This is a genomic window from Streptomyces sp. BA2, assembly GCF_009769735.1.
Lineage (GTDB): Bacteria > Actinomycetota > Actinomycetes > Streptomycetales > Streptomycetaceae > Streptomyces.
The window spans coordinates 7,823,202-7,838,531 of sequence record NZ_WSRO01000002.1; the positions used below are offsets into that span (position 1 = coordinate 7,823,202).

General features: G+C 71.9%; 12 protein-coding genes and 1 pseudogene. 6 read left to right on the forward strand and 7 right to left on the reverse strand.

The features are described 5' to 3' along the window. Positions 1 to 86: 86 nt before the first annotated feature. Positions 87 to 1,091, forward strand: coding sequence for a phospholipid scramblase-related protein (locus E5671_RS37735; RefSeq protein WP_160508560.1), 1,005 nt, complete (start codon positions 87 to 89; stop codon positions 1,089 to 1,091). A 90-nt stretch (positions 1,092 to 1,181) separates the two neighbouring features. Here E5671_RS37735 and E5671_RS37740 read toward each other — a convergent pair whose 3' ends face one another. Together E5671_RS37740 and E5671_RS37745 are read right to left on the reverse strand one after the other, a co-directional pair. Continuing rightward, positions 1,182 to 2,096: a DMT family transporter gene (locus E5671_RS37740; RefSeq protein WP_160508561.1), complete on the reverse strand. Its 915-nt coding sequence runs from the start codon at positions 2,094 to 2,096 to the stop codon at positions 1,182 to 1,184. Next, positions 2,093 to 2,905, reverse strand: a complete 813-nt coding sequence (locus E5671_RS37745) for a phosphatase PAP2 family protein (protein ID WP_160508563.1) — start codon at positions 2,903 to 2,905, stop codon at positions 2,093 to 2,095. Before E5671_RS37745 ends, E5671_RS37740 begins: the two co-directional genes overlap by 4 nt. Before the next feature lie 152 nt (positions 2,906 to 3,057). On the opposite strand from E5671_RS37745, the gene E5671_RS37750 reads away from it, so the two are divergent. After that, entirely contained in the window at positions 3,058 to 3,753 is a 696-nt protein-coding gene (locus E5671_RS37750; protein WP_160508565.1) for a TetR/AcrR family transcriptional regulator C-terminal ligand-binding domain-containing protein, read from the forward strand. Between the two features lie 144 nt (positions 3,754 to 3,897). Here E5671_RS37750 and E5671_RS37755 read toward each other — a convergent pair whose 3' ends face one another. The 5 genes from E5671_RS37755 to E5671_RS37775 all read right to left on the reverse strand — a co-directional run bounded on the left by E5671_RS37755 (position 3,898) and on the right by E5671_RS37775 (position 9,353). Then, positions 3,898 to 4,866, reverse strand: coding sequence for a DUF2510 domain-containing protein (locus E5671_RS37755; RefSeq protein WP_160508567.1), 969 nt, complete (start codon positions 4,864 to 4,866; stop codon positions 3,898 to 3,900). Positions 4,867 to 4,963: 97 nt separating this feature from the next. After that, positions 4,964 to 6,157 (reverse strand): anhydro-N-acetylmuramic acid kinase, encoded by a 1,194-nt coding sequence (locus E5671_RS37760; RefSeq protein WP_160508569.1) that lies wholly within the window; start codon positions 6,155 to 6,157, stop codon positions 4,964 to 4,966. Between the two features lie 268 nt (positions 6,158 to 6,425). Next, positions 6,426 to 7,163 carry a VOC family protein gene (locus E5671_RS37765; protein ID WP_160508571.1) on the reverse strand — a complete coding sequence of 246 codons (738 nt, stop codon included), beginning with the start codon at positions 7,161 to 7,163 and terminating at the stop codon, positions 6,426 to 6,428. A gap of 31 nt (positions 7,164 to 7,194) precedes the next feature. Then, positions 7,195 to 8,184: an acyl-CoA dehydrogenase family protein gene (locus E5671_RS37770; protein ID WP_160508573.1), complete on the reverse strand. Its 990-nt coding sequence runs from the start codon at positions 8,182 to 8,184 to the stop codon at positions 7,195 to 7,197. Further along, on the reverse strand, positions 8,184 to 9,353 hold the full coding sequence (locus tag E5671_RS37775) for an acyl-CoA dehydrogenase family protein (protein WP_160508575.1): 1,170 nt from the start codon (positions 9,351 to 9,353) through the stop codon (positions 8,184 to 8,186). The genes E5671_RS37770 and E5671_RS37775 overlap by 1 nt, the downstream gene beginning before the upstream one ends. Before the next feature lie 133 nt (positions 9,354 to 9,486). Here E5671_RS37775 and E5671_RS37780 point away from each other — a divergent pair, with 133 nt between their 5' ends. The 4 genes and pseudogenes from E5671_RS37780 (at position 9,487) to E5671_RS37795 (ending at position 14,969) form a co-directional block, all read left to right on the forward strand. Further along, complete coding sequence (locus E5671_RS37780) at positions 9,487 to 10,269, forward strand: SDR family oxidoreductase (protein WP_160508577.1); 783 nt, start codon at positions 9,487 to 9,489, stop codon at positions 10,267 to 10,269. 117 nt (positions 10,270 to 10,386) lie between these two features. Continuing rightward, on the forward strand, positions 10,387 to 10,974 hold the full coding sequence (locus E5671_RS37785; protein WP_160510666.1) for a TetR family transcriptional regulator: 588 nt from the start codon (positions 10,387 to 10,389) through the stop codon (positions 10,972 to 10,974). A gap of 55 nt (positions 10,975 to 11,029) precedes the next feature. Next, positions 11,030 to 12,187 carry an acetyl-CoA C-acetyltransferase gene (locus E5671_RS37790; protein ID WP_160508579.1) on the forward strand — a complete coding sequence of 386 codons (1,158 nt, stop codon included), beginning with the start codon at positions 11,030 to 11,032 and terminating at the stop codon, positions 12,185 to 12,187. Between the two features lie 129 nt (positions 12,188 to 12,316). After that, a pseudogene (locus E5671_RS37795) lies at positions 12,317 to 14,969 on the forward strand (ATP-binding protein). Positions 14,970 to 15,330: the final 361 nt, after the last annotated feature.

The following is a 15,330-nucleotide window of genomic DNA, read 5'->3' on the forward strand; positions in this document are numbered from 1 at the left end:
CGCCAGTGAGCCCGCCGGTGAGTCCGACGTCACAGGGTCCGCGAAGGGCTGGCGGACCGCCCCCGCCCGCGGGGTAGTGTGCCCGGGTGACAACGCATTCGAACACTCCTGCAGGCTGGTATCCCGACCCCCAGGGCGCGCCCCAGCTGCTGCGCTGGTGGGACGGTTCCCAGTGGACCCAGCACACCAGCCCGGACCAGCAGGCCGGCGGTCAGCCCGCGCAGGCCCAGCAGGTCCCGCAGCAGGTCCCGCAGCAGGCCCAACCGGCCCAGCCGCAGCCTGCTCAGCAGCAGGCGCAGGCCCCGTACGGCCAGCAGCAGGCTCAATACGGCCAGCAGCAAGGGCAGTTCGGCCAGCCCGCCCAGCAGCAGGCTCCGCAGCAGGCCCAGTACGGTCACCCGCAGCAGGCGGCCCCGCAGGCCGCCGACCCGGCCAAGGTGCAGCGTCAGGTTCAGCAGCAGGCGGGCGTCACGCCCACGGCTCAGGGCGGCGGCTCGCTCTTCACCGAGCCGGTCCTCGTGGTGAACCAGAAGGCCAAGCTCATCGAGCTGACGAACGAGTACAGCGTCATGGACCAGGCGGGCAACACGCTCGGCTCGGTCGTCCAGGTCGGGCAGAGCACGCTGAAGAAGGTCGCGCGCTTCGTCTCCAGCATCGACCAGTTCATGACGCACAAGCTGGAGATCCGCGACGCGTACGGCCAGCCCGTGCTCCAGCTGACCCGCCCCCGCAAGTTCATGAAGTCGCGGGTCATCGTCGAGCGCGCGGACGGCCAGCCGATCGGTGAGATCGTCCAGCAGAACATGATCGGGAAGATCAACTTCGCGATCATGGTGAACGGCCAGCAGGCCGGCGCGATCAAGGCCGAGAACTGGCGCGCCTGGAACTTCTCGATCGTCGACCACGCGGACAACGAGGTCGCCCGGATCACGAAGACCTGGGAAGGCCTCGCCAAGACGATGTTCACGACCGCGGACAACTACGTCCTGCAGATCCACTACCAGCTGCCCGAGCCGCTCCTGAGCCTCGTCGTGGCGACGGCCCTGACGGTCGACACGGCGCTGAAGCAGGACTCACGCGGCTTCGGGTGAGGTTGTTCCTCACGGAAACGGACGGCATCGGCGCCCTGGATCCAGGGCGCCGATGCCGTTTCTTCCCCGCCCCTTACGGGGCGCCCCCTTTCAGGGGCTTGAGAGGTGCAGGGCGGCGGGTTCCGGTTGGTCGGGGATGGACGGCAGGAAGTCCTCGGCAGGCGTCCGCGAGTGCACCTCGTCCCGCGGTGACCGGGTCAGCACCACCACTCCGTACGCCGCGATCGCCGCACCCCCTGCCGCCAGGAACAGGCCGGCCACGCCTCCCTGCAGCCGTTCGCCGAGCAGGGTCAGGCCTATGGCGGCGGCGGCCACCGGGTTGGCCAGGGTGACGACTGCCAGGGGTGCCCCGAGGCCCCCGCGGTAAGCGGTCTGGGACAGGAAGAGGCCGCCCACGGCGAACGCGGCCACGAGCAGCGCCACGACGATCACCTGCGGGGCGAGCAGCGGGCCCGAGCGGTCCGTCGCGGCGACCGTCACGGTCTGGGTGAGCGCGGACGCGACGCCCGAAGCGAATCCGGAAGCGGTCGCGTGACGCAGCCCCGGCCGCGTACCAGGACGGGAGAGGACGCCGATCACGGCCATGGTGACGCCCGCGACGGCCAGCGCCTCCGTCAGGGTCAGCGTGTCGTCGGGCGCGGGCCCGGAAGCGGTGAGGAGCAGCGCGCCGAGGCCGATGAGCGTGAGCCCCGTGCCGCGCCACTCCAGCGGGGTGACGCGCCGCCCCGCGAGCCGCGCGCCCAGCGGCACGGCGGCGACCAGGGTGAGCGCGCCGAGCGGCTGGACCAGGGTGAGCGGACCGTACTTCAGGGCCGCCACGTGGAGCAGCGCCGCCGACGCGTTGAGCCCGACGGACGACCACCACACGCCGCTGCCGAGCAGCCGCAGGAAGCCGTCGCCGGTGCCCGTGATGCGGGCGGCGAGGCGTTCCTGGGCCACGGCGGCACAGGCGTACGCGGCGGCCGATACGAGCGAGAGCGCGACGGCGAGGAGGGTGGCGTTCATCGCCGGACCCCGGGGGCGGCCGGCTCGGGGGCGGGTGCGTGCCGCCGTACGACGAGCGAGCGTGCGGGATCCGGCAGCTTGATCACGGCGAGCGCGATGCCGAGCAGCGCGGTCACCGCGAGGGCGTCGAGCCAGTAGTGGTTGGCGGTCCCGACGACCACGAGCAGGGTGATCAGCGGATGCAGCAGCCACAGCCACCGCCAGCGCGAGGAAGTGGCGACGATGAGTCCGACGGCGAGCATCAGTGCCCACCCGAAGTGCAGGGACGGCATCGCGGCGAACTGGTTCGCCATCGAGTCGGTCTGCGGGGTGGCGCCGTAGACGGTCGGCCCGTACACCTGCCCGGTGTCCACGAGACCGGTGGCCGCCAGCATCCGGGGCGGCGCCAGCGGGAAGGTCAGGTGGAGCACGAGGGCCGCCGCGGTCAGCGCGGCGAGCACCCGGCGGCTCCACACGTAGTGCCGGGGCCGGCGCAGGTAGAGCCAGATCAGGAACAGCGCGGTGGCCGGGAAGTGCACGGTCGCGTAGTAGGCGTTCGCGATGTGCACCAGGGTGTCGCCGCTGAGCAGCGCGTCCTGTACGGCGCCCTCGCCCGGCAGGCGCAGGGTGCGCTCGGCGTCCCACACGTGGTGGGCGTTGCGGAAGGCCTCACCGGTGTGGCCGTTGGCCAGCTGCCTGCCGAATTTGTAGACGAGGAAGAGTCCTACGACGAGGAGGAGCTCGCGGACGAGGGGCGGTCGGGCAGATGTGTCCGGCTCCCGGACGGCTATGTCCGGTTCCCTTTCGGCAGGCTCGGTTCGGGATTCCATCCCCCGGCCCCTTTACGTGATGACTGGGTGGTGCGGGTAGCGAGTGAGGAAGGCCCCACTCATCGATACGCCAGTGTACCGATACGGGAGCGTACCGGTACACTGGCGTATCGATAGGGTCGGTCGAAGCCGCCGCACCGAGGAGAAGAGCCATGACGTCGCCGGACCGGGCAGCAGACGCAAGCGCAGTGGACCCTGTGGGCTCGTCGCGCCGTTCCAAGATCACGCCTGAGCGTGAGCAGGAGTTCTACGACGCCGTTCTCGACCAGCTCCGCGAGTGCGGGTACGACGCCGTGACCATGGAGGGCGTGGCCTCCACTACCCGGTGCAGCAAGTCCACGCTCTACCGCCAGTGGAAGACGAAGCCCCAGTTCGTCGCCGCCGCGCTGCGCGCCAACCGCTGCGTCCGGTTCGCGGGCATCGACACCGGCACGCTCGCCGGCGATCTGCGCGAGGCGGCGCGGGCGGCGGGGGAGTGGTCGACCCGGGACAGCATGCTGGTCCAGGCGCTGAGTCACGCGGTCCTTCAGGACGAGGATCTGCGCAGCGCGCTGCGCGAAGCGCTGGTGGAGCCGGAGACGCGGGCGCTTGACGACCTGGTCGAGCGGGGCGTGGCCCGGGGTGAGATCGCCGCGGACCACCCGGCCACGCGGTTCATCACGGCTCAGCTCATGGGCGTGGTCCGGGCCAGGCCGGTCCTGGAGGGCAAGAGCGCGGACGAGGAGTACCTCTCCGACTTCGTGGAGGCGTGCGTGCTGCCCGCACTGGGTCTGACCGAACCGGGGCTGACCGAACCGGGTCTGACCGGACAGGGTCTGACCGGACAGGGGCTGACCGAACCCACCTGATCGTGGACCGGGGCCCGGTGGATGACGGGCCCCGATCTGCCTGCCGCGCCGCACCGTGGGGACGGGGGTGGCGTGGCCGCTCCTGGCCGGGCGGCCGGAATCCTCGTGGTTCCGCCCGCCCGGCCCCGACGTTCACGGGCCCCGTCAGACTTCCTTGCCGTTGCCGCCGCCCGACGCGGCCTTGATCCCCTCGGTGATCTCGTCCATCACGGACAGCTTCGGGGACTTGTCGTTGACGTCGATGCCGAAGCGGACGATGACGATCTTGGACTTCTGGGCGGGGGAGGGGAAGGCCAGCGACTGGACGTAGCCGTCGTCGCTCTTCTCCGTGACGGCCTTCCAGCGCACGAGGTAGCCCTTCTGGCCGGCCACGGTGACCGCCTTGGACTCCAGCTCCTTGTGCGAGGTGATCTTGCCGTAGGTCTTGCCGCCGTAGGACTCCTTGGCGTTGACGGAGATGTCGGCCTTGGCGGCCGCCTCCGCGGTCTTGGCGTCGATCTTGAACGCCTTGGCGGGTGAGGAGTACGCGCCGCCGCGCGAGCAGGTCTTGGAGGCCTCGCCGGGGCACGGGTAGGGGTCCACGCTCACCGAGGCGCCGCCGGTCTGGCCTGTCGCGCCGGTCCAGCCGTCGGGCACGGGGAGGCTGATGCCGCTGGCCATGTCGGTGGCGTAGCCCTCCTCCGACGGCGGCGCGGAGGGGTTTTCGCCGGGGGGCTGGGTCTGCCCGGGGTCCTGCGGGTCCTGGGGCGCGCCGGGTTTGGAGGGGGCGGAGGACGAAGGGGGGTTGGCGGCGCTGTCGCTGTCCCCGCTGTCGTCGTCGGCGGTCAGGAAGTAGACGCCGCCGCCTATCCCGGCGAGCACCACGAGGGCCACGCCCACGGCTATGCCTGTACGAAGGCCGCGCCGAGGGGCGGTGGGCTGTCCCGGATAGGAGGGGTAGGCCGGATACGCGCCCGGGGCGTCCGTCGGGGCGGAACCACCCCACCCGGCGGCGGATCCCACCGCGCGGACCTGGTCCGTCCATACGCTCCCGTCCCACCAGCGTTCGGTACGGGGGCCGTCAGTTGTCTGGCCGGGGTCGGGGTACCAGCCGGGAGGGGTTACCTGGGTCATGGGCGTCAGGGTATGAGCATTCGGTGAAAGTGGGATGAGAGGGGGCCGGTACGAGGCCACAGCTGGGCCGCTGTACTCGCCCGGGGGCGCGGGGGATTCACTGGCTCTGTCCGTCCACCACCAACCGCACCGGCCCGCCGCCTTCAGGAGCGGGCACCCGCACCCCGGACCGCCCCGGAGTGATCGACCCCAGCACGCTCGCGTGCCGGGCCCCCGTGCTCTCCGGCACCGTCCCCGGCAGCCCGTGCGCCGTCAGGAAGCCGAGGACCGCGAAGGCGTACGCCTCCTTCGCGGCGGACGGCAGTCCGAGCTCGTCGGAGGTGCGCACCGGGACCTTGCCCCCCGACGACCCGGCCCCCAACTCGGCCCGCAGGAACGCCATCAGCGTCGGATTGCGCGTGCCGCCGCCGGAGGCGATGACCTCGGAGGCGCCTACCGCCCTGACGGCGTCGGCGACCGTGCGGGCGGTCAGGCGGGTGAGCGTGGCGACGACGTCCTCCGGGGCGAGGGATTCGTACGGCTTGTACCCGGTGAGCGCCGCCCGTAGATAGGGCAGATGGAAGAGCTCCTTGCCGGTGGTCTTCGGGGCGGGACGCGCGTAGTACGGCTCGCCGAGCAGGACCGCGAGCAGGCCTTCGTCGACTCTGCCGCGCGCTGCCATCCCGCCGTCGACGTCGTACGTGAGCCGCTCACGCGTCAACTCGCGCACGGCGGCGTCGATGAGCGCGTTCGCGGGGCCCGTGTCGAAGGCGGTGCCGTCCGGGGCGGTGATGTTGGCGATGCCGCCGAGGTTCAGCGCGGCGGGGGCGCCGGGCCTGCCGCGCAGCCACATCCGGTCGACGATGCTGACCAGGGGCGCGCCCTGGCCGCCCGCGGCGATGTCACGTGGGCGGAAGTCGGCGACCACCGGAAGCCCCGTCGCCTCGGCGATCCACGCGGGCTGTCCGATCTGCAGCGTGCCGTGGACCTGGCCGTCCTCCACCCAGTGGTAGACCGTCTGCCCGTGCGACGCGACCAACTCGGCGCGCCGGTCGCACAGTTCGCGGTCCGCCTCGGCCGCCGCCGCGGCGAAGGCCTGGCCGATGCGGGTGTCGAGGCGGCAGATGTCGGCGAGCGTGGTGGCGGCGGGCGGCAGCGCGGCGCCGAGCGCCGTCCGCAGCTCCTCGTCGTACCCGCGGGTGATCAGGCCCAGCGGGGAGAGCAGCAGGCGGTCGCCGTCGATCGTCAGGTCGGCCGCCGCTGCGTCGATGGCGTCGTACGAAGTCCCCGACATCAGCCCGATTACGCGCACGTGCTGCCCCTTTCGCTCTCCTCACCAGTGCGTTTGATCATCGCAGCGACAAAGGGGCGCGCGCACTCGCACGCACGATCCAGTTCAGGCCGTCGACACGGAGGGCAGGGCGACTTGGCCATGTCCAGCATGGGATCGCCCGGTCCGCGCCCGGGGACGCGACGCACGAACCTCACCCGAACCGACGGCACTTGGAACCGCCTGCTCCTGACACACGGCGTTGATGCCGAGGAACCCTCGCACGACCCGCAGGTGGTGAAGCTCCGCGTCAGCGCAGGGACAGGACGCAGAAGTCGTTGCCCTCAGGGTCGGCAAGGCACGTCCACGGCACATCGCCCTGGCCGACGTCGGCGACGGTGGCACCCAGAGCCCGCAGCCGGGCCACCTCCGCCGCTTTGTCGTCACCGGTGTACGGCGCCACGTCGAGATGCGCGCGGCTCGCCGCGGTCTTCGCGCCGGACGTGCGGAGGAACTCCAGATACGGGCCGACGCCCTTGGACGAACGCAGCCGCGCGTGATCGTCGTTCACCTCGTGCAGGGTCCAGTCCATCGCCTCGTCCCAGAACCGGGCCATGGCCCGCGGGTCGGCGCAGTCGACCACGAGCGCGGCGATTGGCCCGGTGTCCCGGTACATCTCCCGGGGCTCCAACACGCAGAAGACGTTGCCCTCCGGGTCGGCGAGTACCGTCCACGGGACGTCGCCCTGGCCCACGTCGGCGGGCGTCGCGCCGAGATCCTTCAGGCGCGCGACCAGCTCCGCCTGATGGGCCGGAGAGGTGGTGGCGAGATCGAGGTGCACGCGGTACTTCACCGTCTCGGGGTCCGGGACAGTGACGACGTCGACGCAGATGGCGGAGGGGTCCGGCCAGACGACGCCCTCGGGTTCGACGTTGGTCACGCCGGGCCCCTCGCTGGAAATGCCCCAGCCGAGCGCCTCCGCCCAGAACCGGCCGAGCGCCTGGTCGTCCCGAGCCTTGAAGTTCACGTTCACAAGTCGCAGTGCCATGCCGCCGATCGTATGTACCGATGGATTGCGATCAACTGCCCTGGCCCCCGGCCAGCACCAGCCGGCGGCACTCCCCGGGGCTGCCCCAAGCACCGCGCAGCGCCCGCGCCTTCGTCAGCCACAGCGACAGGTCGTACTCCGCGGTGTAGCCGATGGCCCCGTGGAGTTGCAGTGCTGCCCGCGCGGCGCCGTACGCGGCTTCGCCCGCCGCCGCCTTCGCCGCGGCCACATCTGCCGTCTCCAGCGTCAACGCCGCCCCGAACAGCAGCGGCCTGGCGAACTCAAGGCTGATCAGGACGTCCGCAAGCCGGTGCTTGACCGCCTGGAAGCCGCCGATCGGCGTGCCGAACTGGGTGCGCTGCTTCACGTACGCGACCGTCTTGTCGAGCAACGCGAGCCCGACCCCCAAGGCCTGCGCGGCCGTCGCGAGCGAGGCCCAGTCGGCCGCGTACCGGGAAGCTTCCGTCACCGCTGGGCCCGAGGCGAGGAGTTCACCGGGCCTGAGCCGGGCGAGGCGCCGCACCGGGTCCAACGACCGCTCCACGCGCGCGTGCCCGGAGGCCAGGCGCAGCTCGCCGTCCGCTGCGGTCAGCCGCAGCGTCGCCGCGTCCGCGTCCAGCGCGAACGGTCCCCCTTCGGGGAGCGCGAGCGTCGTGAGGCCCTCCCCGGAGGCCAAGGACGGCAGGAGCCGTTTGGCCGGGGCCGCCTCGCCGAGCTCGGCGAGGCGGGCCAGCAGCGCGCCCGCCGCGACCGTCTCGACCACCGGACCGGGCACCGCGTGCCGCCCCAACTCCACCAAGGCGACCACCATGTCGACCGGGAGCAGTCCCACGCCCTCGTACTCCTCGGGGACGGCAAGGGCGAACACTCCCGCGTCCGCGAGACGTCCCCACACGGCACGCCCCGGCGCGCGGTCCCCCACGGCCCACGCCCTCGCGGCCGCGGTGGTGTCCGCCGCCGTCAGCATCGCGTCGAGCGAGCGTGCGAACTCGCGCTGCTCGTCGTCGAGGAGGAACCTCATCAGCGGCGTCCCTTCGGCAGTCCGAGCAGCCGCTCGGCGATGATGTCGCGCTGGATCTCGTTCGTGCCCGCGTAGATCGGCCCGGCGAGCGAGAAGACGTACCCCTCGGCCCATTCACCGTGGCCGTCGCCTTCCCCGTCGGTCAACTCGCCCTCCGGGCCCAGGAGATCCAGCGCGGTCTCGTGCAACGCGATGTCGTACTCCGACCAGAAGACCTTGTTCAGGCTCGACTCCGCGCCGATCGTCTCGCCCGCCGCGAAGCGCGACGCGTTGGCCCAGGTGAACAGCTGATAGGCGCGGGCCCCGATCACGGCGTCGGCGACCCGGTCGCGCAGCGCGGTGTCCGCGGGGTCGCCGTGCGCACGCCACTGCCGCACCAGGCGGTCGGCCGTGGCGACGAAGCGGCCGGGGGAGCGCAGCGTCAGGCCGCGTTCGTTGCCCGTCGTCGACATGGCGATCCGCCAGCCCTGGCCCGGCTCACCGATCACGTCCTCGTCCGGTACGAAGACGTCGTCGAGGAAGAGCTCGGCGAACGCGGGCTTGCCATCGAGGCGTCCGATGGGGCGGACGGTCACGCCGTCCGCGTCGAGCGGGAACATCAGATACGTCAGGCCCCGGTGAGGCTTGGCGGAGTCGATGGCGGGGTCGCTGCGGAACAGGCCGAACGCGCGGTCGGCGAACGCGGCCCGCGACGACCAGGTCTTCTGCCCGCTGATCAGCCAACCGCCGTCCGTGCGGCGTGCGGTGGAGCGCAGCGACGCCAGGTCCGAACCCGACTCCGGCTCGGACCAGGCCTGCGCCCAGATCACCTCGCCGCGCGCCATCGGGGGCAGGACCCGGGCGCGCTGCTCGTCGGTGCCGAAGTCGAAGAGGGTCGGTGCGAGGAGGTTGATGCCGTTCTGCGAGACCCGCCCCGGGCCGCCCGCGGTGAAGTACTCCTCCTCGAACACCAGCCACTTGACGATGTCGACGCCCTGCCCGCCGAACTCCTCCGGCCAGGAGACCACCGACCAGCGGTCGGCCGCGAGCTCGCCCTCCCAGGCGCGGTGGGCCGCGAAACCCTCCCGCGTCTCCAGCGAGGGCAGCGGCCCGGCGGGGACATGCCCGGCGAGCCAGTCACGCGCCCGCTGCCTGAACTCCCCTTCCCCGGCGGTGAAGTCGAGGTCCATCAGTGGCCCACCTCTTCGGTTGCGGTTCTTCTCCAGCGGTCTTCCGGTCCCGGCCTTCCCTAACAAGTGTTTGGTAGATTACCCTGAGTCGAGTCAGCCGTCGAGAGCGAGTCGAGAGCTAAGGGGGCCGAGCATGGACGCGCCCACGTACGTGCCGGGGCACGGTCTGCTCGCGGGCCGCACCGCCGTCATCACCGCCGCGGCCGGAGCGGGCATCGGCGGCGCCACCGCCCGCCGCTTTCTGGAGGAGGGCGCCCGCATCGTCATAGGCGACGCCCACGCGCGCCGCACCCAGGAGACGGTGGAGGCGCTGGCCGGGGAGTTCGGCGCCGACCGGGTCGACGGGGCGCCGTGCGACGTCACGGACGAAGCCCAGGTGCAGGCTCTGTACGACCTGGCCGAGCGGCGCCACGGCGGCCTTGACGTCGTCGTGAACAACGCGGGACTCGGCGGCACCGCCGAGCTCACCGAGATGACCGACGAGCAGTGGGACAGAGTCATCGACGTGACACTGAACGGCACGTTCCGCTCCACCCGCGCCGCCCTGCGCCGCATGCGGGCCGCCGACCGGGGCGGCGTGATCGTGAACAACGCCTCGGTGCTCGGCTGGCGCGCCCAGGCCGGGCAGGCGCACTATGCCGCGGCGAAGGCGGGCGTCATGGCCCTGACCCGCTGCGCCGCCGTCGAGGCCGCGCCCCATGGCATACGGATCAACGCGGTCTCGCCGAGCCTCGCCATGCACCCGCACCTCGCGAAGGTCACCTCGCCGGAGCTGCTCGAAGAGCTCACCGCGCGCGAGGCGTTCGGGCGCCATGCCGAGCCGTGGGAGATAGCCAACGTCATCGTCTTCCTGGCCAGTGAGTACTCCTCGTACATGACGGGGGAGACGGTGTCGGTCAGCAATCAGCACGCCTAGGCGGAGAATGACCGTGTGTCGAAACCGAAGCAGAGCAGCACCAGTACAAGCACCAGCACCGAGAAAGCACCGGCCAGGAAGACAGCGGCCAAGAAGGCTCCGGCCAAGAAGGCCGCGGTGAGTCCCTCGCCCGAGCGCCGCGGCGAACTCCTCGCCATCGCGGCCGACGTCTTCGCCGAGCAGGGGTACAACGCGACCACGGTCCGCAAGATCGCGGACGCCGCCGGCATGCTCGCCGGCAGCCTCTATTACCACTTCGACTCCAAGGAGTCGATGCTCGAAGAGATCCTCTCCACCTTCCTCACCGAGCTGTGGGACGGGTACGACACCGTGCTCCAGTCGCGGCTCGGCCCCCGCGAGACACTCGAAGCACTCGTCACCGAGTCCTTCCGGGAGATCGACCGGCACCGCTCCGCCGTCGCCATCTACCAGAAGGAGTCCAAGCACCTGGTCGCCCAGGCGCGCTTCCAGTACCTGACCGACTCGCAGCAGCGCTTCGAGAAGACATGGCTGACGACGCTGGAGCGCGGAGCGGCGGAGGGCGTCTTCCGCGACGACCTGGACATCCGGCTCGCCTACCGCTTCGTGCGCGACACCGTCTGGGTCGCCGCGTCCTGGTATCGCCCCGGCGGCGGCCACAGCCCCGAGGAGATCGCCCGCCAGTACCTCTCGATGGTCCTGGACGGCATCGCCGTACGCACGTAGAGCGCGTCGTCGCCCGGCGACCGCACCGACCGAGGAGCACGAGGAGTACGCAGTCATGGCCGAGGCCTACATCGTCGAAGCGGTCCGCACCCCCGTCGGCAGGCGCAAGGGCGGCCTCTCGGCCGTCCACCCCGCCGACCTGGGAGCCCATGTCCTGAAGGCACTCGTCGAGCGCACCGGAATCGACCCCGCCGCCGTCGAGGACGTCGTGTTCGGCTGCCTGGACACGGTCGGCCCGCAGGCCGGGGACATCGCCCGCACCTCCTGGCTCGCGGCAGGACTGCCCGAAGAGGTGCCCGGCGTGACGATCGACCGGCAGTGCGGATCCTCGCAGCAGGCCGTGCACTTCGCGGCGCAGGGCGTCCTGTCCGGCACACAGGACCTCGTCGTCGCGGGCGGCACCCAGAACATGTCGATGATCCCCATCGCCTTCGCCTCCCGGCAGGCCGCCGAACCGCTCGGCCTCACCGAGGGGCCGTACGCGGGCAGCGAGGGCTGGCGCGCCCGCTATGGCGACCGGCCCGTCAACCAGTTCCACGGCGCCCAGCTGATCGCCGAGAAGTGGGGCATATCCCGCAGCGACATGGAGGAGTTCGCCCTCCGCTCGCACCAGCGGGCCGTCCGCGCCATCGACGAGGGCCGCTTCGACCGCGAACTCACCGCCTATGGAGACGTGACCACCGACGAAGGCCCGCGCCGCGACACCACCCTGGAGAAGATGGCGGGCCTCAAGCCCGTCCTGGACGACGGCACCATCACCGCCGCCTGCTCCTCACAGGTCTCGGACGGCGCGGCCGCCATGCTCATCGCCGGTGAACGGGCCGTGCGGGCCCACGGGTTGACGCCCCGCGCCCGCATCCACCACCTCTCCGTGCGCGGCGAGGACCCGATCCGGATGCTGTCCGCGCCGATCCCCGCCACCGCGTACGCCCTCAAGAAGACCGGCATGAGCATCGGCGACATCGACCTCGTCGAGATCAACGAAGCCTTCGCGCCGGTCGTCCTCGCCTGGCTGAAGGAGACCGGCGCCGACCCGGAGAAGGTCAACGTGAACGGCGGAGCGATAGCCCTCGGCCATCCCCTCGGCGCGACCGGCGTCAAACTGATGACGACGCTCCTGCACGAACTGGAGCGCACAGGCGGCCGGTTCGGCCTCCAGACCATGTGCGAAGGCGGCGGTCAGGCGAACGTGACCATCATCGAGCGCCTCTGACGGCGTCCAGCTCCGGAGCCGGCCTTCACCCCTTGCGGGAGTTGCTGTCCGGACCCGGCACCGCGAGGCCTTCTCCCCAGCTAGTCTCGATGTCTGTACGTCGATTGAGCGACCTCGGGAGGTAGCGCGATGACGCAGGGACGGCCCGGAGGTGGCACCTGGGCCCCGCTGTGGGAGCGCGACGTGGAACTCGCCGCGGCCGAGCGGGCCGTCGACGAGCTGTGCTCCGACTCGACGACGGCGGGCGGGCTGCTCGTCTTCCAGGGTGAGGCGGGCATCGGCAAGACGGCGCTGCTCGCCGAGGTGGGCCGCATCGCGGAGGGGCGGGCCACGGTGTGGTCGGCGCGAGGCGGCGAGACCGTCACCTCCGTCCCCTTCAACGTCGTACGTCAGTTGCTTCAGCCGGCTCTCGTCGGTCTCTCCCCGGAACTGGCACGGGAGTATCTCGGTGACTGGTACGAGATCGCGGGCCCCGCGCTCGGCATAGCCGAGCCGGCCGGCCTCCAGGCCGACCCGCAGGGTGTGTGCGACGGCCTGGTCGAGGCGGTCGCACGCCTTTCAGGGCTGCACTGGCCGCTGGTCCTGCTCATCGACGACGCGCACTGGGCCGACCAGGAGACCCTGCACTGGCTGGCCGCGTTCTCCCAGCGCCTCGACGAACTGCCCGTCCTCGTGGTGGTCGCCCACCGGCCCGACGAAGCCGTCGGCGACAGCGCGCGCCATCTCGCGGCGGTCGGCGCGGCGGCCCGCCCCTCGCCTCCGCTGCGCGCGCTCACCCCGGACGCGGCGGCCGGCCTCACCCGGGCCACCCTCGGCGAGCACGCGGACGCCCCGTTCTGCCGCGAGGTGTGGGCGGTCACCGGCGGCAATCCGTACGAATCCGTGGAACTGCTCGCCAAGGTGCAGGACAGCGAGCTCGAACCGGTGGAGGGCTCCGCCGCCGAACTGCGCGCCCTGAACCGCTCGGCGCGCGGCCGTGGACTCGTCGCACGTCTTGAGGGACTCGGCTCGGACGTCACGCGATTCGCGTGGGCGGCCGCGATCCTCGGCAGCGGCATCTCGCTCGACCTCGCCGCCTCGCTCGCCCGGATCGAGCCCCGTGAGACGGCCGAGCGGTGCGCGGAGCGGCTGCGCAACGCGCGCATCCTGCGCGGCGGCGAAGAGGACATGGAATTCGTCCATCCGCTGATCGCGAGCACCGTCTACCGCTCGATCCCGCCGGCTACCCGCACCGCGATGCACGGCATTGCCGCCTGGGCCGTCACCATGTCGGGCCGTGGGGCGGCAGCCGCATCCCGGCACCTCCTCGAGGTTCATCCGGACGACGATCCCGACCTGGTCAAGCAGCTGCGCGAAGCCGCAGCCGAGCATCTCGCGGTCGGCGCGCCGGACGCGGCCCGCCGCTGCCTCGAACGCGCCCTGCGGGAACCGCCGCTGCCCGAGGTCCACGCGCGCGTGCTCTATGAACTGGGCTGCGCCACGCTTCTCACCTCGCCCGTCAAGACCATCGGCCACCTGCGCGAGGCGCTCCACACCCCGGGCCTCGACCGCAAGCTGCGCGTGGACGCGGTGTGCCGTCTCTCCCAAGCCCTGGTGCACAACGACCAGTTGGAGGAGGCCCTGCGGGTCGTGGACGCCGAGGCCGAGCGCCTTGACCCCGGGCCCGACCGGATGCGCCTGGAGGGGGTCCACTACATGTGGGAGGGCATCCACGCGCGCGAGCATGACGCGACGGGCCGTTCGCGCAGCCTCGCGGCGGTCGCGGGACCGCTGCCGGGACGCGACAACTCCGAGCGCGCGCTGCTGACCCTGCGCGCCTTCGACGCCATGACCCGCGGGGAGAACGCGGAGGAGATCGTCGAGCTCTGCGACCGCGGCCTCGTCCACGGCCGCCTCGCTCCCGGGCTCGGCTGGACCGACACGGAGTGGGGCTTCGAGCTCAAGTTGATGCTGGGCGGCGCCTACATCTTCACTGACCGGCTCGACCGCGCCGAGAGCCTCTTCGTCGAGGGGGTCCGCGGCTATGAGACGGCGGGCTGGAGCGGCGGCCATCTGGCCCTCGCCCATGCCTGGCTCGGTCTGGTGCACCGCAGGCGCGGACGTCTCGTCGATGCGGAGGCATCGCTGCGGGAGAGCCTGCGCCTGGCCGACCGGGTCGGCAGCGGGCTGCCGATGCACTGGGACGCCGCGTGCAAGCTCATCGAAACGCTGCTCGCCCGCGGCAAGGTCGACGAGGCGCAGCAGATCGCCGACCGGTACGGCATCGCGCCGCCCTACCCCTCCACGATCTTCCTGCCCGACATCCACTACGTGCGTGGCCGCCTGCTGGTCGCCACGGGGCAACGGCGGGAGGGCGTCGCCGAATTGGAGATGGCGGCGAAGGCATCGAACGAACGCGGCCGCTACAACACGGTCGTCAACCCCTGGGCGTACGAACTCGCCCGGGTGCTGGCCGTGGAGGACCCGCGGCGGGCCGCCGAGCTGGTCGCGGACGCACGGATCCAGGCGGAGCTCTTCGGTACCGGAGACGGCGATCGGCGAGGCGCTGCGGTGTGCGGCGTCCCTGGAGAGCGGCCAGCGGGCGGTCGAGCTGTACGCACGAGCCGTCGCCTGCCTGGAGGCGTCGCCGTGCGCCTATGAACACGCGGTCGCACGGGTCGAGTACGGGATCGCGGCGGGGTCCGCGAGCGAGTTGTCGCGAGGCCTCGCGCTGGCCGAATCCTGCGGAGCAGGCGGACTGGCCGCCCGGGCGCGGGCTTCCCTGGAGGTGGCGGGGGTCTGAACGGGGACGCCGGGCAGCAGAACTTCACCCCGCCCAGCGATCGAGAACGAACTCGGCGAAGCCGACGATCGACGTCCCGCAAGGCCCCGCCGCAGCTGGCGCCCCTCGCGGGCACGTGCGGCTGGCAGCTGTGGCGTACTCCGGCACCGCGGCGTCCTTTGGGCGTAGCCAAGGGACGAAGCCGGTGATCGACGTCCCGCAAGGCCCCGTCGCAGCTTGCTCCCCTCGCGAGCAGCGTGCGGCCGGTCGCTGCGGCGTACCCGGCACCGCGGCGTCCTCGTCCTCGCCCGGCGTGATGCCGTGCGCGTCAGCTTCGGCGGTGGGTCGTCGGGGTTCTGGGCGTTGCCGAGGGGAGCGGGCC